We start from the raw sequence: 22320 nt of genomic DNA on the forward strand, positions 1-22320 counted from the left end.
CGATGGTAGTGTGGGGTTTCCCCATGTGAGAGTAGGTCATCGTCAAGATTAAATTCCGAAACCCCTATCTGCGTATGCAGGTAGGGGTTTTGTTTTGCCCGCAGGAAAGTTCGTACAGCATTATCGGACCGCTCCCGGCTGTCACAGTCTGATGACAGTGCTAAGGTTCGGCCCTAGCTTTTGTATTTTCCCAAGGAAGCCTTTATGCCGGACGCTACGTCCCTCAATGCTGGTTTTATGGTGGTTCACGGCAACCGTCTGGACGAGTTGCGCAGCCTGGTGGTCAGCTGGATGCGGCGCTACCCGCTGGCTCCCTTGGAAAATGAAATCGCCCTGGTACAGAGCAACGGCATCGCCCAATGGCTGAAGCTGGCACTGGCCGAAGACCCCGAAGATGACGACATGGGCGGCTGCGGAATTGCCGCTGCCATCGATGTGCAGTTACCGGGCAGCTTCATGTGGCAGCTTTATCGCATGGTGCTGGGACGTGACGAGATCCCGGTCAAATCCCTTCTCGATAAAGCCCCGCTGACCTGGCGTCTGATGCGTCTGTTGCCACAGTTAATCAACCAACCGCACTTCGAACCTCTGCAGCGCTTTCTTACCCATGACACCGACTTACGTAAACGCTATCAATTGGCGGAGCGACTGGCGGATCTGTTCGACCAATATCAGGTCTACCGTGCCGATTGGCTCGAAGACTGGGCAGAAGGTCGTCATCAGTTACGAAATGGTAGAGGCGAAGCCAAAGCCCTGACCCCGGCCAACTGTTGGCAGGCGGAGCTGTGGCGTGCGCTGTTGCTGGATGTCGGTGAACAAGGCATGGCGCAAAGCCGCGCAGGCGTCCACCAACGCTTTATCGAACGCATCAATAGCCTCGACGTAGCGCCGAGTGGATTGCCTTCGCGGGTGATCGTTTTCGGGATTTCTTCACTGCCTGCTCAGGCCCTGGAAGCGCTTGCCGGGCTTGCTCGATTCAGCCAGGTCTTGCTGTGCGTACACAACCCATGTCGTCACCATTGGGCGGACATCGTCGCCGATAAAGATCTGTTGCGACATCAGTACAAGCGCCAGGCTCGCAAGAGCGGCATGCCGGTCGTGCTCGACGCGCAAACGCTCCATCAGCATGCCCATCCGCTACTGGCCGCGTGGGGCAAGCAGGGGCGGGACTACATTAATCTGCTCGACAGCTACGACGATCCCAATAGCTATCGCTCGGCGTTTCGCGACGGGCGCATCGATCTTTTCAGCGAAAGCCAGCCACAGAGCATGCTCAATCAGTTGCAGGACGATATCCTGGAATTGCGTCCCTTGAACGAGACTCGCGAGCGTTGGGCTGCTGTCGATCTGAAAAAGGACGATTCGATCCGTTTTCACATCGCCCATAGCGCTCAACGCGAAGTGGAAATACTCCACGATCAGTTGCTCGCACGATTCAGTGCTGACACAGACCTCAGGCCTCGCGACGTAATCGTGATGGTCCCGGACATCGACAGTTATGCCCCGCATATCCGTGCTGTTTTTGGTCAGATCGATCGCTTTGATCCGCGCTTCATTCCTTTCACACTTGCGGATCAAGGCCAGCGAGGCCGGGATCCGCTACTGATTGCTGTCGAACACCTGCTCAAACTTCCCGACAGTCGTTTCCCTGTCAGCGAGATCCTGGATCTGCTCGACGTTCCCGCATTACGCGCCCGGTTTGGCGTAGAGGAACGAGATCTGCCGACCTTGCATCGCTGGATCGAAGGCGCAGGCATTCGCTGGGGGATGAACGCCGAGCAGCGTGCGGGCCTGGGTCTGCCTGAGGAACTGGAGCAAAACAGCTGGCGTTTCGGTCTGCGACGGATGTTGCTGGGTTATGCCGTGGGCAGCGCCAGTGCCTGCGAGGGGATTGAACCCTACGACGAAATTGGTGGTCTGGATGCCGCGCTCATAGGCCCTTTGGTGGCGTTGTTGGATACATTGGAAGTTGCTCACCAGGAACTCACTCAACCTGCAGCGCCCAAACAATGGGGCTCGCGGTTGCAAGCTTTGGTGCAGTTATTCTTCCTGGCCAGCAACGAGCATGACGACTATTTGTTGGCCCAACTCGAAGAGCTGCGTGAGACCTGGCTTGAGACCTGCGAGTCCGTAGGTTTGCACGACGAATTACCGTTGACCGTAGTCCGTGAAGCCTGGCTGGCGGGTCTCGACCAAGGTCGCCTGTCTCAGCGCTTCCTTGCCGGGGCCGTTAATTTCTGTACCTTGATGCCCATGCGAGCGATCCCCTTCAAACTGGTCTGTCTACTTGGCATGAATGACGGCGATTACCCTCGCGCGCAACCGCCGCTGGATTTCGATCTGATGGGCAGTGACTACCGCCCCGGTGATCGCTCCCGACGTGAAGATGATCGCTATCTGTTGCTGGAAGCATTGTTGTCGGCACGCGACCAACTCTATATCAGTTGGGTCGGCCGCAGTATTCGGGACAACAGCGAGCGCCCTGCTTCGGTGTTGATAGGGCAGTTGCGTGATCATCTCGGCAGCGGCTGGCGACTGCACGATGATAATGGTGACCTGCTTGAGTCCATGACTCAGGAACACCCGCTGCAACCTTTCAGCGCTCGCTACTTTCATGAAGGCGATGATCTATTCAGCTACGCCAGCGAGTGGCAGGTTCTACATCAAGCCAGTGATCTGACGACTGATATCGAAGTGCTTGAACCCTACGTCCAGGACGAGCCGCTGAGCCTGGGTCAGCTGCAGGATTTTCTGCGCAACCCTGTACGACATTTCTTCAGCCACCGGCTCAAAGTGTTCTTCGAGGCTGCAGAAGTGCCTTTGGCTGATGAAGAGCCATTTGTACTCGACGCGCTGCAACGCTATAGCCTCAGCGACAGCTTGCTTGAAGCGGCACTGGGGCAACTGGAGCAAACCGATCAGGTACTGGAGGCGCAGGCAAAACGCCTGCAAAACAGCGGGCTCTTACCCATGGCCGGTTTTGGCGAATGTCTTCAGCGAGAGTTGATCGAGCCGCTGCCGGATCTGCTGCTGCGCTATCAGCAACTCCTGGCGTTATGGCCGACCCCGCTCACCAGCGCGTTGCCGGTGAGTCTGGAACTACAAGGATTGCGTCTGGAAGGCTGGCTCAGTGGCCTGCATCAACGCGCAGATGGCGGGTTGTTGTCGGTGACTACGATTCCCAACAGCATCGGTTTGATCAAGGCCCGCAAATGGCATCGCCTGACGCGACCTTGGGTCAATCACCTGGTTGCCTGTGCCAGCGGCATGCCGATGACCACCGCGCTGGTGGCCAGCGACGACAGTTTGCTGCTCGGTCCGATGGAGGAGGCCGCAGCATCCCGGGTTCTGGGCGACCTGTTGTTGGCTTGGCAAACGGGCATGCGCCAGCCGCTGCCGATTGCAGTAAAAACAGCGTTCGCCTGGCTCGCTCAAACCGACCCGGCCAAAGCTGACGCCGCTGCCCGCAAGACTTATGAAGGCGACGACCAGACCACTGACGGCGAGCGCCGCGAAAGCCCGGCACTCGCTCGGCAATTCGCCGACTACGATGCTCTGATTGCCGATGAAACCTTCCCCGATTGGTGCGACGCTTTGTATCGGCCTCTGCTTGAAGCCCCTTGGCGTTCATTGACCAGCGAGGAGGCGCGCGCATGACCACGAAAACACCGCTGGCCCTGGCATTCCCGCTTCGTGGCAGCCAGCTGATTGAGGCCAGCGCCGGGACCGGCAAGACCTTCACTATTTCTGCGCTGTACTTGCGTCTGGTCCTTGGCCACGGCGGCGAATCAAGTGGTTTTGGCCGTGAGTTGCTGCCGCCGCAAATCCTCGTGGTGACCTTCACCGATGCCGCGACCAAAGAGCTGCGCGAACGTATTCGCACACGGCTGGCCGAAGCCGCACGGTTTTTCCGCGATGAGACACCGGCACCGGATAGCCTCATTGCCGAGTTGCGCGAGCAGTACCTCCCCGAACAGTGGTCCGGCTGTGCAAACCGCCTGGACATCGCCGCCCAGTGGATGGATGAAGCGGCGGTATCGACCATCCACAGTTGGTGCCAGCGCATGTTGCGCGAACATGCGTTCGACAGTGGAAGCCTGTTCACCCAGACCCTGGAAACCGATCATAGTGATTTGCTCGGCGAAGTCCTGCGCGACTACTGGCGACTGTTCTGTTATCCAATGCAAGGCGATGCACTGAACTGGGTTCGCGGCAATTGGGGCGGCCCTGCGGCGTTGCTACCACGAGTGCGTGGGTTGTTCGCCAGTGAGCGTGACAGCGTTGAAGGTAAAGAGCCTGCCGAGTTGATTGCCGAGTGCCTGCAGGAACGACGGGCCGCTTTGCTCGAGCTCAAGATGCCCTGGCGCCAATGGGCGGATGAGTTGCTTGCCATCTGTCACCAGGGTGTCGCAAGCAAGAGCGTCGATGGCCGCAAGATGCAGCCGCGCTACTTCGAACCCTGGTTCGAAAAGCTCCGGGCCTGGGCCGAAGATGAATCTCTCGAGCAACTGGACATTGGCACCGGCTTCACTCGCCTGACCCCCGATGGCATGGCTGAAGCCTGGAAGGGTGAAGCTCCCCGTCATCCCGGTCTCGATGCAATGCCCGGTCTCAAGACCAGTCTCGATAGTTTGCCGACCCCCGATGCCGCCGTGCTGCAACACGCCGCTCACTGGGTGGGTGCACGGTTCGAGGAGGAAAAGCGTCGCCGCGCGGAAATGGGCTTCGATGACATGCTGCTGCGCCTCGATGCGGCTTTGCAGTCTGACGGCGGTGAGCGCCTGGCCACACTGATCCGCGAGCAGTTCCCGGTCGCGTTGATCGACGAATTCCAGGACACCGACCCGGTGCAGTATCGAATCTTCGAGAGCATTTATCGCATCGAAGACAACAATCCCGAAACCGGTCTGTTTCTGATCGGTGACCCGAAGCAGGCGATCTATGCCTTCCGCGGAGCCGACATCTACACCTACCTGCGTGCCCGCCAGGCCACCACTGGCCGCCTGCATACCCTGGGCACCAACTTCCGTTCCAGTCATGGCATGGTCAGTGCGGTAAACCATGTGTTCGAGCGCGCCGAATCTCGTGGGCAGGGACGCGGAGCATTCCTGTTCCGTGAGAAAAGTGGCGAGAACCCGGTCCCGTTCCTGCCCGTCGAATCCCAGGGGCGCAAAGAAGTCCTGCAGATTGATGGTCAGGTTGTACCGGCCCTGAACATCTGGCACCTGTCCGCCGATCAGCCACTGTCTGGCGCGGTGTATCGGCAACAATTGGCCGCCGCCTGCGCCAGTGAAATCACCGCGCTGCTCAATGGCGGTCAGCAAGGCTGTACTGGCTTCATCCAGGACGGTAAGGACTTCAAAGGTCTACTGCCATCGGATATCGCAATTCTGGTGCGCGACGGCAAAGAGGCCCAGGCCGTGCGTGGCGAACTTTCTGCCCGCGGCGTGCGCAGTGTTTACCTGTCAGACAAGGACTCCGTGTTCGCCGCGCAGGAAGCCCATGACCTGCTGACCTGGCTCAAGGCGTGTGCCGAGCCGGATGTCGAGCGTCCCCTCCGCGCCGCGCTGGCCTGCATCACACTGAACCTTTCGCTGGCTGAACTGGAACGGCTGAATCAGGACGAACTGGCGTGGGAAGCGCGGGTCATGCAGTTCCGCGGTTATCGCGAGCTCTGGCGCAAACAGGGTGTGCTGCCAATGCTGCGACGTTTGCTGCACGACTTCCAACTGCCCCAGGCGTTGATCGCGCGCAACGATGGCGAGCGGGTGCTGACCAACTTGCTGCACCTGTCCGAGCTGCTACAGCAGGCCGCCGCCGAGCTTGATGGCGAGCAAGCGCTGATCCGGCATTTGGCCGAACATCTGGCATTGTCCGGTCAGGCTGGCGAAGAACAGATCCTGCGCCTGGAAAGCGACGAGCAACTGGTCAAGGTCGTGACCATTCACAAATCCAAAGGGCTTGAATATCCGTTGGTGTTTCTGCCATTCATCTGCTCGGCAAAACCGGTGGATGGCAGCCGTTTGCCGTTGTATTACCACGACGCGATGGGCAACGCTCAAGTGAGCTTGAAGCCGACACCGGAGTTGATTGTGCAAGCCGATGATGAGCGCTTGGCCGAGGATCTTCGCCTGCTCTATGTCGCCCTGACCCGGGCACAACATGCCTGCTGGCTCGGTGTGACTGACCTCAAGCGCGGCAATAACAATGGCTCGACGCTGCACCTTTCAGCGTTGGGTTACCTGTTGGGCGGTGGTGCGCCATTGGCCGAGTCGGCAGGGTTGCGGCGTTGGCTGGAAGATTTGCAGCAGAACTGCCCGGCGCTGAATTACGGTGAAATGCCTGAAGCGAGCGCCGAGCATTACCATCCGCCGCGCAATGAAGCGACCTTGCTTGCGCCGCTGATACCCAAACGCAAGGCCAGCGAAAACTGGTGGATCGCCTCCTACAGCGCCCTGCGCATTGGTGACAGTCTTAGCGTGGGCAGTGACGAAGCTCCAGAGAGCCCGCAAGCACAAAAGCTTTTTGACGACGAACGTCTCGATCCGCAAGCGCCGCGAGAAGTGATTGCCGGCGGCGCTGATATCCATCGATTCCCTCGCGGGCCGAACCCCGGCACATTTCTCCATGGATTGCTCGAGTGGGCCGGTGACGAAGGTTTTGCCGCTGCACCACAAACTGTGGAAGACGCCATCGCCCGTCGCTGCAATCGCCGTGGCTGGGAAGGCTGGATCACGACATTGAGTGACTGGCTACAGCACTTGCTCAAATCCCCGCTGCACATTGGCGGCGGGCAGGCACCGGTGGTGTTCGAGCAACTGACCCAGTATCGGGTCGAAATGGAGTTCTGGTTCGCCAGCCACAAAGTCGATGTGCTCAAGCTCGATGAACTGGTGCGCCAATACACCCACAACGGCGTGGCCAGGGTGGCCGCCGAACCGGTGCTGCTCAATGGCATGTTCAAAGGCTTCATCGACCTGACGTTCGAGCACGACGGTCGTTATTACGTCGCCGACTACAAATCCAACTGGCTGGGCGTCGATGACGCGGCCTATACCGAGCAGGCCATGGAGCAGTCGATTCTGGACAACCGTTACGACCTGCAATATGTGTTGTACCTGCTCGCCTTGCATCGCCAGCTCAAGGCGCGGCTGGTCGATTACGATTACGATCGGCATGTCGGTGGGGCGTTGTATCTGTTCCTTCGCGGTACTCGCGCGACCAGCCAGGGCGTGTATTTCGCCCGTCCGCCACGGGAACTGATCGAGCGTCTGGACCGGTTGTTCCAGGGCAAGCCAGAGCCCAAGGCCGAACCCGCCTGGGAACAGGGAGTACTGCTATGAGCCGCACCTTCGCCGATTTGCTCCCCACGCCGTTGGCGGCCGAAAGTCTGGCGGACCTGGCCCCGCTGAGTCGCGCAAATGACTTGTTGCTGCTGCTCACGCGCTGGGTCGAACGCGGTTGGCTGCGGGCGCTGGACAAGGCCTTCGTGGCCTTTCTCCATGAGCTCGCCCCCGACGATGATCCGCTGGTGCTGCTGGCAGCCGCGTTGACCAGTCACCAGTTGGGCCACGGCCATGTTTGCCTGGATCTGTTCGAAACGCTGAAAGAGCCGGACTTCGCTCTGTCGCTGCCGCCGGAAGGTGATCTGCAAAGTGGCGCGATGTTGCTGCCGTCGCAATTGCTTGAGGCGCTGGAGGGGGCTCATTGGTGCAGGGTGCTGGCGTCCAGCCGCTTGGTGGCTCTGGCCGTCGACGGGCGCGAGGCCGCGCAGCATCGGCCGTTGGTGCTGTCGGGTAAACGCTTGTACCTGCGCCGCTACTGGGCTTACGAGCGGCGCATTGATAACGCCCTGCGTCAGCGGCTGGCGGCACACGAAACAACACCGAATGATTTACCTCAACGCCTGACCGGCCTGTTCGGCCCAGCCAGGCCTGATGAAGTGATCGACTGGCAGAAGCTCGCTTGCGCCCTGGCCACCCGTAGCGCATTCAGCATCGTCACCGGCGGCCCGGGGACCGGCAAAACCACCACGGTCGTGCGTTTGCTTGCTCTGCTTCAGGCGCCAGCGGTGGAGGCCGGGAAACCACTGCGCATTCGTCTCGCGGCACCCACTGGCAAGGCTGCCGCACGATTGACCGAATCCATCAGCCAACAGGTTCAAACCCTGGAAGTTGCTGAAACGGTGCGGGAGAAGATCCCGTCGGATGTGACCACCGTGCACCGTTTGCTCGGCAGTCGTCCCGGCACCCGGCATTTCCGGCACCACGCTGGCAATCGCTTGCCGCTGGATGTATTGGTGGTGGACGAAGCCTCGATGATCGACCTGGAAATGATGGCCAATCTGCTCGACGCATTGCCGGCCCATGCTCGTCTGGTGCTGCTCGGTGACAAGGATCAACTGGCGTCGGTAGAGGCCGGTGCCGTCCTGGGCGATCTATGCCGCGATGCCGAAGCCGGTTGGTACAGCCCGCAGACCCGCCAGTGGCTTGAGGCGGTCAGCGGTGAAAACCTTGGTGCCAGCGATTTGCACGAAGACGTCCACGGAACGCATCCCCTGGCTCAGCAAGTCGTGATGCTGCGTCACTCACGGCGCTTCGGCGAGGGCAGCGGCATTGGCCAGTTGGCCCGTTGGGTCAACCGGCAGCAACCCGAGGAAGCCCGCAAGTTACTGGCGGCTGGAAGCCATGGCGACGTATTTTCCCTGCCTCTCAAGGGTGAGCAGGACCGGGCGCTGGAGCGTTTACTGCTCGAAGGCCATGGCGAGGGGCCGCAAGGTTATCGGCATTACCTGAATCTTTTGCGTAGCCAGCGGCCGCCGCTCGACAGCCCACTGGACGATCCACGCTGGACCCATTGGGCTCGTGTGGTCCTGCAAGCTTTCGACGCCTTCCAGCTATTGTGCGCGGTACGCAAAGGGCCTTGGGGTGTGGAAGGCTTGAATCAGCGAGTGACCGACGCGCTGCTCAAGGCTCGGCTAATCGACAGCGACCACCAATGGTACGAAGGTCGGCCCGTGCTGATGACCCGCAACGACTATGGCCTGGGTTTGATGAACGGCGACATTGGCATTGCCCTCAAGCTGCCGGAACGTGAAGGCCCCGATGCTGGACGGCAAGTGCTGCGTGTGGCCTTCCCGCGCAACGATGGTCAAGGCGGTGTGCGCTTTGTCCTGCCAAGTCGGCTCAACGATGTCGACACCGTGTACGCCATGACCGTACACAAATCCCAAGGCTCGGAATTCGCCCATACGGCGTTGATTCTGCCGGATGCCCTGAACCCTGTGCTCACCAAGGAGCTGATCTATACCGGCATAACCCGTGCCAAACACTGGTTCACCCTGATTGAGCCTCGTGCCGGCATATTCGAAGAGGCCGTGCGGCGTAAGGTCAAGCGCTTGAGCGGGTTGATGCTGGAGCTGGAAGAGGGGATCGAGCCGGGTCACTGAAAAGGGGAGCAGACGACGGAATCTGTCCGAGGTGCCGTGGTGCGTGGCCTCGCTGGTGTTTCGGTGCTGTGCTATCGTTGCGGCATCATTTCGTTGCGATCGAAGAGAATCCCTGCATGAAGGTGGCTGTCTGGGCGACAGAGCGCGTTGTTGGCTGTAAGCAAGTGCTGCTTGCCGGCCTTCTCTGTTTGTTGACGGGCGTTGCCTTCGCTCAGCCGGAAACCGCCGTAAGCAAGGCCGACCAGCGCGCCAGATCAGTCACTCAGGTGGTGCTCGGGATCCTCAGTTATGCCCGGTGGCCTGTTGAGCCTCAACAGTTGCGTCTGTGCATAGTCGGCCCTACCGAGTACACCGACGATCTGGTCAAGGGCACTACCCAGGCCACTGGTCGGCCTGTCATCGTGCAACGGCTTTTGGCCGACAACCCGGTCATTGCCGGTGAATGCGACGCGGTGTACATCGGCAAGCTGACCAGCGACGAGCGCAGTCGGCTATTCGCCTCGCTGACAGGACGCCCGGTGGTGAGCATCAGCGAAGGCGGCGATCAATGCACCGTCGGCAGTCTGTTCTGCCTGCGGGTCGGCGATGAACAAGTATCCTTCGAGGTCAACCTAGACTCAGTCGCCCGCAGCGGTGTGCGCATCCATCCCAGTGTGCTGCAACTGTCGCGTCGCAAGCCGGCGGCACCATGAGTCTATTCAAATCCCGTATACGTCCGACCCTGGGGTCGGTTATAGGTCGTGGACATTTGATCGTCGCCCTGGTGGGCGTGGCCATGGCCAGTGTTTCGTTGACCCTGCTGGGGGTGCTGGCCTTGCGGGTTTATGCCGATCACAACCTGCATCTGATCGCCCGTTCGATCAATTACACCGTGGAAGCCGCGGTGGTGTTCAACGATAAGGTCGCCGCCACTGAGGCGCTGGCGTTGATCGCGTCCACCGAAGAAGTGGCCGACGCACAGGTGATGGACCAGCAAGGCGAGTTGCTTGCACGTTGGCAACGACCGGAAAAGGGGTTGCTCTCCGATCTTGAAATGCAGATCGCCCGGGTGATTCTGGAAAAGCCCATCAGCATGCCGATCGTCCATCAAGGTCAGGAAATTGGCAGTATCCTGCTGGTCGGGCACGGTGGCAGCCTGATGCGCTTTTTGCTCAGCGGTCTGATGGGAATCGTCTTGTGTACCGCCATCAGCGCCTGGGTTGCGCTCTATCTGGCGCGGCGGCAATTGCGTGGGATCACCGGCCCTTTGCGCAGCCTGGCTACTGTGGCTCACGCCGCCCGCAGCGAGCGAGCCTTTGACCAGCGCGTACCGCCCGCCGACATTGCCGAACTCGACAACCTGGGTAATGACTTCAATGCCTTGCTCGATGAGCTCGAGTCCTGGCAGACCCACCTGCAAAGCGAAAACGAAACCCTGGCCCACCAAGCCAGCCATGACAGCCTGACCGGACTGCCGAATCGAGCATTTTTCGAAGGCCGCCTGATGCGTGCCTTGCGCAATGCCGGCAAGCTCGATGAACGAGTGGCGGTGCTGTTCCTGGACAGCGACCGGTTCAAGGAGATCAACGATAACTTCGGACACGCTGCCGGCGATGCGGTGCTGGTCGCCGTGGCAACCCGGGTTCGTGCGCAACTGCGTGAAGAGGACCTGGTTGCGCGTCTGGGGGGCGACGAGTTTGCAATCCTGCTCACACCGCTGCACAAGGCCGAAGACGCCGAACGGATTGCTGACAAAATCATCGCCAGCATGGAAATACCCATCCAGTTGCCGGGCAGTACCCAGGTATTGACTTCACTCAGTATTGGCATCGCCGTGTACCCCGATCATGGGGTCACACCGGGCGAGTTGCTCGATGCTGCCGACGCCGCGATGTACCAGGCCAAACGCCTTTCCCGAGGCGCGCAGCAAACGGCAGGAGCGGAGCTCCCTGTCGCCCATGTTCAAACCAGGAGCTAATGTCTGTGTTCACCTTCAATCAGCGTTCTCTGCGACTTTTCACGATCTCCCTGTTCCTGGCCCTGCTGGCATTGACCGGTTGCCAGACGGCACCGCAAAAGGGCCTGACCCCGGCGCAGATCGCTGTGCTCAAGCAGCAAGGTTTCGAAATGACGGATGATGGCTGGGCCTATGGCCTGTCAGGCAAAGTTTTGTTCGGCAGCGATGTCGAGAGCCTCAATCCTGCCAGTACCGAGATCGTGGAGCGCATTGGAAAGGCGTTGTTGAGTGTGGAAATCGAACGGGTGAGGATCGACGGCCACACCGATGCGTCAGGCAAAGAATCCTATAATGAACAGCTTTCTCTGCGTCGCGCAAAAAGCGTCGGCAAGGTGTTGGCCACCGTCGGCATAAAAGAAGAAAACATCCAGCTGCGCGGCCTGGGCAGCAGTAAGCCCGTCGCTTCCAACGACACCGCGGTCGGACGCACCGAGAACCGTCGGGTGTCGATCGTAGTGAGCGCGGATTAATCGGCGAACAACATTTCCCGACTTTCCCCCATCAACAGCGCTTGATTCTGCTCGGTAACGGCACGGATGTAATCCCACAACAGGGTGATCCGCTTGAGCTTGCGCAGGTCCTCGCGGCAGTACATCCAGAACTGCCGGGTAATGGTGATCTCTTGCGGCAACACCGGCAGCAATTGCGGATCCTGAGCCGCCAGGAAGCACGGCAGAATCGCCATTGACCGTCCTTGCTGAGCGGCTACGAACTGCGCAATCACGCTGGTGCTGCGCAGATTGGCACTGGCACCAGGCAACACATTCGCCAGATACAGCAGTTCCGAGCTGAACGCCAGATCGTCCACATAACTGATGAATTGATGCTTGCTCAAGTCTGCCGGACGGCGGATTGGTGGGTGCTTGTTCAGATAATCCTGAGTCGCATACAGCTGCAATTTGTAATCGCAGAGTTTGCAGCAGACATACGGGCCATGCTCCGGTCGCTCCAGTGCGATGACGATGTCTGCTTCGCGCTTGGACAGGCTGATGAAGTGCGGCAGCGGCAGGATGTCCACCGAGATCGCCGGGTAGGCGTCGACGAAATGGCTCAGCTGCGGAGTGATGAAAAAGCTGCCGAACCCTTCGGTGCAGCCCATGCGCACATGCCCGGACAACGCCACGCCGGAGCCTGAAACCTGCTCGCAGGCCATGTGCAGAGTGCTTTCGATCGACTCGGCGTAACCCAGCAGCCGCTGGCCTTCGGCAGTCAGGACGAAACCGCTGGTCCGGGATTTTTCAAACAGCAACGTGCCCAGCGAGGTTTCCAGCGAACTGATGCGTCGCGACACGGTGGTGTAGTCCACCGCCAGGCGCTTGGCTGCGGTACTGGCCTTGCGAGTGCGGGCAACCTCGAGGAAAAACTTGAGGTCATCCCAGTTCAACGAGCCTAAAGACGTGATGTTTTTTTGCATGATGGACCGGCTTTTATGTGCGTTCTTATTAGAAGTTTGCACATCTATACTCCAAAAACAGTCCGATAACCAATTCGTGACACACGCCTCATCTCAAGGCGACTTTCTCGCCTTGGCTCCAAAGATCGCTCTCTAAATAAGAACAACGTCCGGAGACCAATATGAACGCATCGCTAGAAACCACCGTGCAAAAGGTCAAGCTGTTGATCGATGGCGAGTGGGTCGAATCCCAGACCACCGAATGGCACGACATCGTCAACCCGGCGACGCAACAAGTGCTGGCCAAAGTCCCATTCGCCACAGCCGCCGAAGTCGATGCCGCCATTAGCGCCGCCCATCGCGCCTTCCAGACCTGGAGGCTGACGCCGATCGGCGCGCGGATGCGCATCATGCTCAAGCTTCAGGCATTGATTCGTGAACACTCCAAGCGTATTGCCGTGGTACTCAGCAATGAGCAGGGCAAAACCATCGCCGATGCTGAAGGCGATATCTTCCGCGGCCTGGAAGTGGTGGAGCACGCCTGCTCCATTGGCAGCCTGCAAATGGGCGAGTTCGCCGAGAACGTCGCTGGCGGTGTCGACACCTACACCCTGCGTCAGCCAATCGGCGTCTGTGCCGGCATTACCCCATTCAACTTCCCGGCGATGATTCCGCTGTGGATGTTCCCGATGGCCATCGCCTGCGGCAACACCTTCGTGCTCAAGCCGTCCGAACAGGACCCGATGTCGACCATGCTGCTGGTGGAACTGGCCATCGAGGCCGGCATTCCGCCGGGTGTGCTCAACGTCGTTCATGGTGGCAAGGATGTGGTGGATGCGCTTTGCACCCACAAGGACATCAAGGCTGTTTCGTTCGTCGGTTCGACCGCGGTCGGTACTCACGTCTACGACCTGGCCGGCAAACACGGCAAGCGCGTGCAATCAATGATGGGCGCGAAAAACCACGCCGTTGTGCTGCCGGATGCCAACCGCGAACAAGCGCTGAATGCGCTGGTCGGTGCCGGTTTCGGTGCGGCCGGGCAACGCTGCATGGCCACCTCGGTGGTGGTGCTGGTGGGCGCGGCTAAACAATGGCTGCCAGACCTGAAAGCGCTGGCGCAGAAACTCAAGGTCAATGCCGGCAGCGAGCCGGGCACTGATGTTGGCCCGGTGATTTCCAAGCGAGCCAAGGCGCGGATTCTCGATCTGATCGAAAGCGGCATCAAGGAAGGCGCCAAGCTCGAACTGGACGGTCGCGACATCAGCGTTCCGGGCTACGAGAAGGGTAACTTTGTCGGTCCGACCCTGTTCTCTGGTGTCACTCCCGAGATGCAGATCTATACCCAGGAAATCTTCGGTCCGGTGCTGGTGGTATTGGAAGTCGATACCCTCGATCAGGCCATCGCACTGGTCAACGCCAACCCATTCGGCAACGGCACGGGTTTGTTCACCCAGAGCGGTGCGGCGGCGCGTAAATTCCAGACGGAAATCGACGTCGGCCAGGTCGGCATCAACATCCCGATTCCGGTGCCGGTACCGTTCTTCAGCTTCACCGGTTCCCGTGGTTCGAAGCTCGGTGACCTCGGTCCTTATGGCAAGCAAGTGGTGCAGTTCTACACTCAAACCAAGACCGTCACTGCGCGCTGGTTCGACGACGACAGCGTCAACGACGGTGTGAACACCACCATCCACTTGCGTTAAGGAGCCGGACATGAAAATCGCTTTTATCGGTCTCGGCAACATGGGCGCGCCGATGGCGCGCAACCTGATCAAGGCCGGCCATTCACTGCGCCTGGTCGATCTGAACAAAGCTGTGCTGGCAGAGCTGGAGCAACTGGGCGGCAGCATCAGCGCTTCGGCACGTGAAGCGGCTCAAGATGCAGAGCTGGTGATCACCATGCTGCCCGCCGCTGTGCATGTGCGCAGCGTCTGGCTGGGCGAAGATGGCGTGCTGGCGGGGATCGCCAAGGGCGTGCCCGCAGTGGATTGCAGCACCATCGATCCGCAGACGGCGCGCGACGTTGCCGCAGCGGCTGCCAAACAAGGCGTGGTCATGGCCGATGCCCCTGTTTCTGGCGGTACCGGCGGTGCTGCGGCCGGGACGCTGACCTTCATGGTCGGCGCCACGCCTGAGCTGTTCGCGACCCTGCAACCGGTGCTGGCGCAGATGGGCCGCAACATCGTCCATTGCGGCGAAGTCGGCACCGGGCAAATTGCCAAGATCTGCAACAACTTGCTGCTGGGGATTTCCATGGTCGGCGTCAGCGAGGCCATGGCCTTGGGTGATGCGCTGGGGATCGACACGACGGTGCTCGCGGGGATCATCAACAGTTCCACCGGGCGGTGCTGGAGTTCGGAGATGTACAACCCGTGGCCGGGCATCGTCGAAACGGCTCCGGCCTCGCGCGGGTATACCGGCGGTTTCGGTGCCGAACTGATGCTCAAGGATCTGGGGCTGGCCACTGAGGCGGCACGTCAGGCGCACCAACCGGTGGTACTTGGCGCGGTGGCGCAGCAGTTGTATCAGGCGATGAGTCAGCGTGGGGAAGGCGGCAAGGACTTCTCGGCAATCATCAATAGCTATCGCAAACCCCAATAAGGATTTTGCGGGATGGTGATGGGAGGCTTGCCTGTGGGCTTTTGTGGCGAGGGAGCTTGCTCCCGTCCGGCTGCGAAGCAGTCGTAAGTCTTGAGCATGCGGTGTATCTGAAACACCGCATCAGCTTGTTGGATTCGCTTCGCGAACCAGCGGGAGCAAGCTCCCTCGCCACAGGATTTTGTGCATGCCAATAGTTTTTTGCCGAGAGACCACGTCGGGTGGTCTCTCGGTTTTTTGCATCAGGCAAACACGAAATATTTGCGCACGGTCTCAACCACTTCCCATGTGCCCTTCATCCCTGGCTCGATGACGAAAATGTCACCGGCACGCAGGTGGATCGGCGCCATGCCTTCCGGGGTGATGACGCAGTAGCCTTCCTGGAAATGGCAGTATTCCCACTTCACGTATTCCACGTACCACTTGCCTGGCGTGCAAATCCAGGTGCCCATGATCTTGCTACCGTCTTCGCTGGTGTAGGCGTTGAGGTTGACGGTGTGCGGGTCGCCTTCGAGTTTTTCCCATTTGCAGGCGTCGAGCACGGGCAGTGGGTGGGTATCGCGTAGGACGGTGATAGGTGCGGACATGTCAGCTCCAGGCTAGCGGCAGGATTGAATGACCAGCCTATCGTCGGGAGAGGGCACCCGGATGTCTGGGGTCGACATTTAGTTACCTGTAAACGCTGATGGCAAGAGCCTGTGTCTGGATGCACGACAACCGCTCTAAGGCGCGGCCTGCCTCCATTCAATGGCCCACAGGTCGATCGTGGGCCATTGAAGCGGCGGTTTATCGTCCGGTGACGCTGTCATGTTGCGGAGTCTTGAAGTCCGGTCGCGGTTCAAGCGGTGGCGTTTGCGTCGAGCGCAAACGTGCCAGGCGATTGGCGTGGGTCGGTGGCTCAGCGGCTAACGGTGAACGGCGTTTACGGGTCTCTTCGCGCAATACCGGCAGTACTTCCTTGCCAAACATGTCGAGTTGTTCCAGCACGGTTTTTAAAGGAATACCGCCATGGTCGAAGAGAAAAAGCTGACGTTGGTAGTCGCCGAAGTGCTCACGGAATGTCAGGGTCTTGTCGATGATTTCCTGGGGGCTGCCCACGGACAACGGGGTCATCTCCATGAACTCTTCAAGGGAAGGGCCATGACCGTAGACCGGGGCGTTGTCGAAGTAAGGACGCAATTCCCGTCGCGCGTCCTGAGAGTTGCGGCGCATGAAAATATGCCCACCCAAGCCGACAATGGCCTGTTCCGGCGTGCCATGCCCGTAGTGCGCAAATCGCTCACGGTAAAACTTCACCAGGGCAATAAAATGCTCGCGGGGCCAGAGGATATGGCTGGCAAAAAAACCATCACCGTAATACGCCGCTTGTTCGGCGATTTCCGGGGTACGAATCGAGCCATGCCAGACGAAGGGCGGCATGTCGTCCAGCGGTCTTGGGATGGAGGTGAAGTTCTTCAAGGAGGTGCGAAAGCGACCACTCCAGTTGATGTCTTCTTCGCGCCAGAGCCTGTGCAGCAATCGATAGTTTTCCATTGCCAGTGGCAGGCCGTCGACAATGCTTTTGCCGAACCAGGGATAGACCGGTGCGGTATTTCCCCGGCCAAGCATCAAGTCCATGCGGCCTCCTGCAAGGTGTTGCAGCAATGAGTATTCCTCGGCCAGCCGCACCGGATCATTGGTGGTAATGAGGGTGGTGGACGTCGACAAAATGATGCGCTGGGTTTTCGCTGCGATGTAGGCCAGCAATGTGGTGGGAGAGGATGTGATGAAGGGCGGATTGTGGTGCTCACCTGTGGCGAACACATCCAGGCCGATGTCTTCGGCTTTTTGCGCGATTTGCAGAGTGGCCTGAATACGCTGAGATTCACTTGGGGTACTGGCGTTGGTCGGGTCTTGTGTGACGTCGCCAACGGTGTAGATCCCGAATTGCATAAAGCCTCCTTGCCTTGCGTGTAGGTGTGTTTGAAGCCAGTGCTTCGAGTTTAAATAAACGAGGCACTTGAAATGTACGCCTGTACACGTACAATCGCAATTCTGGGTCGACATCCAACGGACATTTCGAACAGCTGACAAGGATGGGAGCAGAGCATGGAGCTGGGATTTATTGGTTTGGGTACGATGGGCGTGCCAATGGTGCTGAACCCGGTAAAGGGGCATCGCTTTCGGAGGTGAATGCACGACGCGCCGGCTCACGCTAATACTAAAAAGTTCAGAAGTCGTAACGTGTCTTCAAGTTCGGTAGTGTCTTTTCGTCTGGGGGCTTTATTAAGTAGCACAGGCTTATCCCTGAGGAAGCTCGGACTAATACTGAGATTAACGCTTGCCAGTGTACGACACGACATTTTTTGCCGAGTTAAAAATAAAAAGATTCATCTGTTCTTCGTCTGCTGATCATTAAATAATAGCTAGGAGCCGTTATGAAAAATCTTATGCAATGGAAAAATCCTCCCGCTGAGTCCAATGAATGGCTTGAGAAATCGTGTGTGCTGAACCCGTTGATCACCAGGCGCGGTCATTACAGCGAGCAGACGATTGGCAGGTTTTATCTGGATAAGACCAATGCACTCGCGGCAGCGTAAACGGTTGTAAATAAACCCGGCGCTTTATGAGTTATTGATCACAGGGATTAATAACATACCGGGTTTGTGCCGCCTCTTTTATTAGTTCTTAAACTTTTGCGCTCGCAGTTGAGAGTCAAGGGAGTGCCACATGCTTGCTCGAAATAAAGTTAAATTGCTGGTGTTTGTACTGTTGGTTATTGTTGTTGGCAGTGCCTTCGGTTGGCGTTTCAAGTGGCCCGCCCCAGTCTCGGCTGAACAACGGATACCCAGTACCAAGGTCGGTTTGGCGCAGGTCAAGAAACAGCCCTACACCTATTACCTGGAAGCTATCGGCAAGCTTGAGGCTCAGCGCCAGGTGCTGGTGTCGGCGGAAGTCAGCGGCAAGGTCGTGGACATTGACTTTGAGTCCGGTGATCAAGTAGCGGCGGGGCAGGTTCTGCTCACGCTCAACGACGCACCGGAGCAAGGTGAGCTGATTCGCCTGAAGGGTGAATTCGAATCGGCCAAGGCGCAATTCGCCCGGGTGCAGGAACTGGCGAAAACCGGTGCCGAAAGTCGTCGGGCCTTTGACAGTGCTCGCGCTCAATATGACGCGGCAAAAGGCGACATGGAGCACATGCAGGCGCAAATCGCCCAACGTCATATTCGTGCGCCGTTCGCTGGCACCCTCGGGATTCGTCAGGCGCATCTGGGTCAGTACCTGGAGGCCGGTGGCGCTGTCGCGACCCTGACCGACCCCGGTGTGCTGCGGGTCAACTTTACCCTGGCCGAGCGCGATGGCTCCCGCGTACAGCTCGGCCAAACCGTGCAGGCGAAAGTCGACGCTTGGGCGGATGTGAAGTTTCAGGGAAAGATCATAGCGGTCGATCCACAGATCAATCAGTCCCACACGATCAATGTCCAGGCGGTGATCACTGACACGAAAAAACTGCTGCGCCCAGGCATGTATGCCCGGGTCTCGGTCATGTTGCCGCAGACTTCCGAGCTGGTGATTCCGGAGACGGCCATCACCTACAACGCCTACGGCGAAAGCGTCTTTTGCGTGTACACCGATGACTTGGGGGTGCAGAAGGTCAAGCGCGAGAGCATCAAGGTCGGTGAGCGCCGCGATGGCTGGGCGGTTGTCGACAAAGGTTTGAACGAGGGCGTGCAGGTGGTGACTTCCGGGCAGTTGAAACTCCATGACGGAGTGGCCGTGGAAGGTGTGCCGGACACGGTTGGCCTTAACCTCACCACTGGGTTGGAAAAATGAAATTCACCGACATCTTTCTCCGTCGTCCCGTGCTGGCAGTGGTGGTCAGTACGCTGATCCTGCTTTTCGGCGTGCGGGCGTTGCTGAACCTGCCGATCCGCCAGTATCCGATGCTGGAAACCTCGACCATCACCGTCACCACGCAATACCCGGGCGCCTCGTCGGAGTTGATGCAGGGCTTTGTGACGCAACCGATCAGCCAGGCAGTGGCCTCGGTGGAGGGCATCGATTACCTGTCTTCGGCGTCGACCCAGGGCCGTAGCCAAGTGACGATCCGGATGGCACTCAACAGTGATTCCATCTCCGCGCTGACCGAGGTCATGGCCAAGGTCAACCAGATCAAATACCGCTTGCCCAAGGATGCCTATGACCCGGTGGTGGAACGCACCTCGGGTGGTTTCACCAGCGTGGCCTATGTGGCGTTCGCTAGCTCCAACCTGACCATTCCTCAGATGTCCGATTACATTTCCCGTGTCGTCGAACCGATGTTCGCCGGCATCGAAGGCGTGGCCAAAATCAACATCATGGGCGAGCAGAAACTCTCCATGCGCCTGTGGCTGGATCCGCAACGCCTGGCGGGCTACGGAATGACCGGCCAGGACGTGTCGCAGGCAATCGAAGGCAACAATTTCCAGGCCGCCCCGGGGCAGGTCAAGGGCTTGTATGTGGTCAGCAACCTGCGGGTCAACACCGACCTGAACAGTGTTGAAGATTTCCGCGACATGGTGCTGCGCAACGACAATGGCCGCATCATCCGCGTGCGGGATGTCGGGACTGTCGAGCTCAATGCCGCGTCAACCGATACCAGTGGTTCGATGAGTGATGTGCCGGCGCTGTTCCTCGGCCTGGACGCTGCACCGACCGGCAACCCGCTGGTGATCGTCAAACGTGTACGGGAACTGTTGCCGCAGATTCAGGAAACCTTGCCGCCAGGTGTGACGGTACAAATTCCGTTCGAAGTGGCGCACTTCATTCAATCCTCGATTGATGAAGTGTCTTACACGCTGCTTGAAGCTTTGGTGATCGTGGTCCTGGTGATTTACCTGTGCCTGGGCACGTTCCGCACGGTGCTGATTCCGTTGGTGACCATTCCGTTGTCGATGCTCGGCGCCGCGATGTTGATGCAGATGTTCGGCTTCAGTCTGAACCTGCTGACGTTGCTGGCGATGGTTCTGGCCATCGGCCTGGTGGTGGACGATGCGATCGTGGTGGTGGAGAACGTGCACCGCCACATCGAGGAAGGCAAATCCCCATTCGATGCGGCGTTGATCGGGGCCCGGGAAGTGGCCGGGCCGGTGGTTGCGATGACGTTCACCCTGGCGGCGGTGTACGCGCCTATCGGTTTGATGGGCGGGCTGACCGGCACGCTGTTCAAGGAGTTCGCGCTGACCCTGGCAGGGGCCGTGGTTATCTCCGGTATCGTTGCGTTGACGTTGTCGCCGATCATGAGCACCCGTCTGCTGGATGCCAAAAGCAGCGAGGGCTTTATGGCCATCAGGGCCGACCGTTTCTTCCAGTCTTTGGCCAGCCGCTACGGCGCGTTGCTGGGCGGCTCGCTTGCACGGCGCTGGATCAGCCTCAGCGTGGCTTTGGTGATCTTTTTCAGCCTGCCGTTTCTGTACCGCTCGGCGCAAACCGAACTGGCGCCGCTGGAAGATCAGAACATTTTGCTGACGGCCATCAAGGCACCGCAGCATGCCAACCTCAATTACCTTGAGGCCTACGCCCACAAGCTTTACGAGACGTTCAACCAGATCCCCGAGGGCTACAGCAACTGGGTGGCCAACGGTTCCGACGGGCTATCCAACAGCGTCGGCGGGATCAACCTGGTGGACTGGGACAAGCGCGGTCGCGATGCCAACACGATCCAGCCCGACTTGCAGGCGCGGGTCAACGAGATCGAAGGCACCAGCATCTTCGTGTTCCAGATGCCACCCTTGCCGGGTTCCACCGGTGGGTTGCCAGTGCAAATGGTGATCCGCAGCGATCAGGATTACCTGGCGTTGTTCAACGTGATGGATCTGCTCAAGCAGGCAGCCCAGGCCAGTGGTTTGTTTGCCGTGGTCGACAGCGACCTGGACTTCAACAACCCGGTGGTGGAAATCCAGATCGATCGCGCCAAGGCCAACGCCCTGGGCATTCGCATGCAGGATATCGGTGAGACCCTCAACAGTTTGATCGGCGAGAAATACGTTAATCGGTTCTCCTTTCACGGGCGCTCCTACGACGTGATTCCGCAGTCGATTTCCTCGGACCGGCTCACCCCCGAAACCCTCAAGTTGTATTACGTGAAAGACCAGAAGGGCAATCCGGTACCGTTATCGACACTGGCCACGCTCAACATGAAAGTCGAGCCCAATCGCTTGACCCAATTCAACCAGCAGAACTCCGCCACGTTCCAGGCCATTCCGGCACCGGGCGTGACCCTGGGCGATGCCGTGGGATTCTTGCAAAAGCAATCGGAAGGGTTCCCGGCCGGCTTCAGTTTCGACTGGCAGTCCGATGCCCGGCAGTACGTGCAGGAAGGCAACAGCCTGGCGTTCACCTTCGGTCTGGCGCTGGTGATCATTTACCTGGTGCTGAGCGTGCAATACGAGAGCTTCCGCGATCCGTTCATCATTCTGATCAGCGTACCGTTGTCGATTTGCGGGGCGCTGGTACCGCTGGCTATGGGGATGACGTCGCTGAACATTTACACGCAAATCGGCCTCATCACCTTGATCGGGTTGATCAGTAAGCACGGCATTCTGATGGTTGCGTTCGCCAATGAATTGCAGCGCAAGCAGGGCATGGATCGGGTCCAGGCGATTCAACATGCCGCGCAGGTTCGCCTGCGGCCGATTCTCATGACCACCGCAGCGATGGTGGTGGGGCTTGCTCCCCTGTTGTTCGCCAGCGGGGCCGGCGCCAACAGCCGCTTCGGGCTGGGCCTGGTGATTGTGGTGGGCATGCTGATCGGCACGCTGTTCACGCTGTTTATCCTGCCATCGGTTTACACCTTGCTGAGCTCGATCAAACAGCCAGCCAGCGTGCCTGAGGCCACTCTGGTCGGTGCGCCGCAACCCATCATGTGAG

General features: G+C 59.1%; 14 protein-coding genes. 11 read left to right on the forward strand and 3 right to left on the reverse strand.

Going from position 1 to position 22320, the window contains the following annotated elements; all coding sequences use genetic code 11:
* Positions 1-204: 204 nt before the first annotated feature.
* The 6 genes from recC to IB250_RS27810 all read left to right on the forward strand — a co-directional run bounded on the left by recC (position 205) and on the right by IB250_RS27810 (position 11914).
* Entirely contained in the window at positions 205-3657 is a 3453-nt protein-coding gene (gene recC, locus IB250_RS27785; protein ID WP_192346828.1) for an exodeoxyribonuclease V subunit gamma, read from the forward strand.
* Positions 3654-7343, forward strand: coding sequence for an exodeoxyribonuclease V subunit beta (recB, locus tag IB250_RS27790; protein WP_192346830.1), 3690 nt, complete (start codon positions 3654-3656; stop codon positions 7341-7343). Before recC ends, recB begins: the two co-directional genes overlap by 4 nt.
* Positions 7340-9448 (forward strand): exodeoxyribonuclease V subunit alpha, encoded by a 2109-nt coding sequence (recD, locus tag IB250_RS27795; protein ID WP_192346832.1) that lies wholly within the window; start codon positions 7340-7342, stop codon positions 9446-9448. The genes recB and recD overlap by 4 nt, the downstream gene beginning before the upstream one ends.
* Positions 9449-9564: 116 nt before the next feature.
* Positions 9565-10140, forward strand: a complete 576-nt coding sequence (locus IB250_RS27800; RefSeq protein WP_192346834.1) for a YfiR family protein — start codon at positions 9565-9567, stop codon at positions 10138-10140.
* Complete coding sequence (locus IB250_RS27805; protein WP_192346843.1) at positions 10137-11405, forward strand: diguanylate cyclase domain-containing protein; 1269 nt, start codon at positions 10137-10139, stop codon at positions 11403-11405. Before IB250_RS27800 ends, IB250_RS27805 begins: the two co-directional genes overlap by 4 nt.
* Before the next feature lie 5 nt (positions 11406-11410).
* A complete protein-coding gene (locus tag IB250_RS27810; RefSeq protein ID WP_192346930.1) occupies positions 11411-11914 on the forward strand; it encodes an OmpA family protein in 504 nt (167 codons plus the stop codon).
* On the opposite strand, the gene IB250_RS27815 is transcribed toward IB250_RS27810, so the two are convergent.
* Positions 11911-12858 (reverse strand): LysR family transcriptional regulator, encoded by a 948-nt coding sequence (locus IB250_RS27815; RefSeq protein ID WP_192346845.1) that lies wholly within the window; start codon positions 12856-12858, stop codon positions 11911-11913. The genes IB250_RS27810 and IB250_RS27815 overlap by 4 nt on opposite strands.
* Positions 12859-13019: 161 nt before the next feature.
* On the opposite strand from IB250_RS27815, the gene IB250_RS27820 reads away from it, so the two are divergent.
* Positions 13020-14537, forward strand: coding sequence for a CoA-acylating methylmalonate-semialdehyde dehydrogenase (locus IB250_RS27820; protein WP_192346847.1), 1518 nt, complete (start codon positions 13020-13022; stop codon positions 14535-14537).
* A gap of 10 nt (positions 14538-14547) precedes the next feature.
* The gene (gene mmsB / locus IB250_RS27825) at positions 14548-15435 is read left to right on the forward strand and encodes a 3-hydroxyisobutyrate dehydrogenase (protein ID WP_192346849.1); all 888 of its coding nucleotides are present in this window, start codon (positions 14548-14550) and stop codon (positions 15433-15435) included.
* A 239-nt stretch (positions 15436-15674) separates the two neighbouring features.
* On the opposite strand, the gene IB250_RS27830 is transcribed toward mmsB, so the two are convergent.
* Together IB250_RS27830 and IB250_RS27835 are read right to left on the reverse strand one after the other, a co-directional pair.
* Complete coding sequence (locus tag IB250_RS27830) at positions 15675-16019, reverse strand: cupin domain-containing protein (protein WP_192346851.1); 345 nt, start codon at positions 16017-16019, stop codon at positions 15675-15677.
* A 199-nt stretch (positions 16020-16218) separates the two neighbouring features.
* Positions 16219-17364, reverse strand: a complete 1146-nt coding sequence (locus IB250_RS27835) for a CE1758 family FMN-dependent luciferase-like monooxygenase (protein WP_192346853.1) — start codon at positions 17362-17364, stop codon at positions 16219-16221.
* A 485-nt stretch (positions 17365-17849) separates the two neighbouring features.
* Between IB250_RS27835 and IB250_RS27840 the strand changes: the two genes are divergently transcribed.
* The 3 genes from IB250_RS27840 to IB250_RS27850 all read left to right on the forward strand — a co-directional run bounded on the left by IB250_RS27840 (position 17850) and on the right by IB250_RS27850 (position 22319).
* Positions 17850-18011, forward strand: a complete 162-nt coding sequence (locus tag IB250_RS27840; protein WP_192346855.1) for a hypothetical protein — start codon at positions 17850-17852, stop codon at positions 18009-18011.
* Positions 18012-18141: 130 nt separating this feature from the next.
* Complete coding sequence (locus IB250_RS27845) at positions 18142-19245, forward strand: efflux RND transporter periplasmic adaptor subunit (protein ID WP_192346857.1); 1104 nt, start codon at positions 18142-18144, stop codon at positions 19243-19245.
* Positions 19242-22319, forward strand: coding sequence for a MexW/MexI family multidrug efflux RND transporter permease subunit (locus tag IB250_RS27850; protein ID WP_192346859.1), 3078 nt, complete (start codon positions 19242-19244; stop codon positions 22317-22319). The genes IB250_RS27845 and IB250_RS27850 overlap by 4 nt, the downstream gene beginning before the upstream one ends.
* The last annotated feature ends 1 nt before the right edge of the window (position 22320 follow it).

Origin of the sequence: Pseudomonas sp. PDM09 (assembly GCF_014852305.1) — a bacterium.
Taxonomy (GTDB): Bacteria; Pseudomonadota; Gammaproteobacteria; order Pseudomonadales; family Pseudomonadaceae; genus Aquipseudomonas.

Coding starts and splice junctions, on each gene's coding strand:
- IB250_RS27845 (WP_192346857.1), top strand. CDS start 18,142: ATGCTTGCTCGAAATAAAGTTAAATTGCTGGTGTTTGTACTGTTGGTT.
- IB250_RS27850 (WP_192346859.1), top strand. CDS start 19,242: ATGAAATTCACCGACATCTTTCTCCGTCGTCCCGTGCTGGCAGTGGTG.
- IB250_RS27820 (WP_192346847.1), top strand. CDS start 13,020: ATGAACGCATCGCTAGAAACCACCGTGCAAAAGGTCAAGCTGTTGATC.
- recD (WP_192346832.1), top strand. CDS start 7,340: ATGAGCCGCACCTTCGCCGATTTGCTCCCCACGCCGTTGGCGGCCGAA.
- recC (WP_192346828.1), top strand. CDS start 205: ATGCCGGACGCTACGTCCCTCAATGCTGGTTTTATGGTGGTTCACGGC.
- IB250_RS27815 (WP_192346845.1), bottom strand. CDS start 12,858: ATGCAAAAAAACATCACGTCTTTAGGCTCGTTGAACTGGGATGACCTC.
- IB250_RS27835 (WP_192346853.1), bottom strand. CDS start 17,364: ATGCAATTCGGGATCTACACCGTTGGCGACGTCACACAAGACCCGACC.
- mmsB (WP_192346849.1), top strand. CDS start 14,548: ATGAAAATCGCTTTTATCGGTCTCGGCAACATGGGCGCGCCGATGGCG.
- IB250_RS27840 (WP_192346855.1), top strand. CDS start 17,850: ATGAAAAATCTTATGCAATGGAAAAATCCTCCCGCTGAGTCCAATGAA.
- recB (WP_192346830.1), top strand. CDS start 3,654: ATGACCACGAAAACACCGCTGGCCCTGGCATTCCCGCTTCGTGGCAGC.
- IB250_RS27805 (WP_192346843.1), top strand. CDS start 10,137: ATGAGTCTATTCAAATCCCGTATACGTCCGACCCTGGGGTCGGTTATA.
- IB250_RS27830 (WP_192346851.1), bottom strand. CDS start 16,019: ATGTCCGCACCTATCACCGTCCTACGCGATACCCACCCACTGCCCGTG.
- IB250_RS27800 (WP_192346834.1), top strand. CDS start 9,565: ATGAAGGTGGCTGTCTGGGCGACAGAGCGCGTTGTTGGCTGTAAGCAA.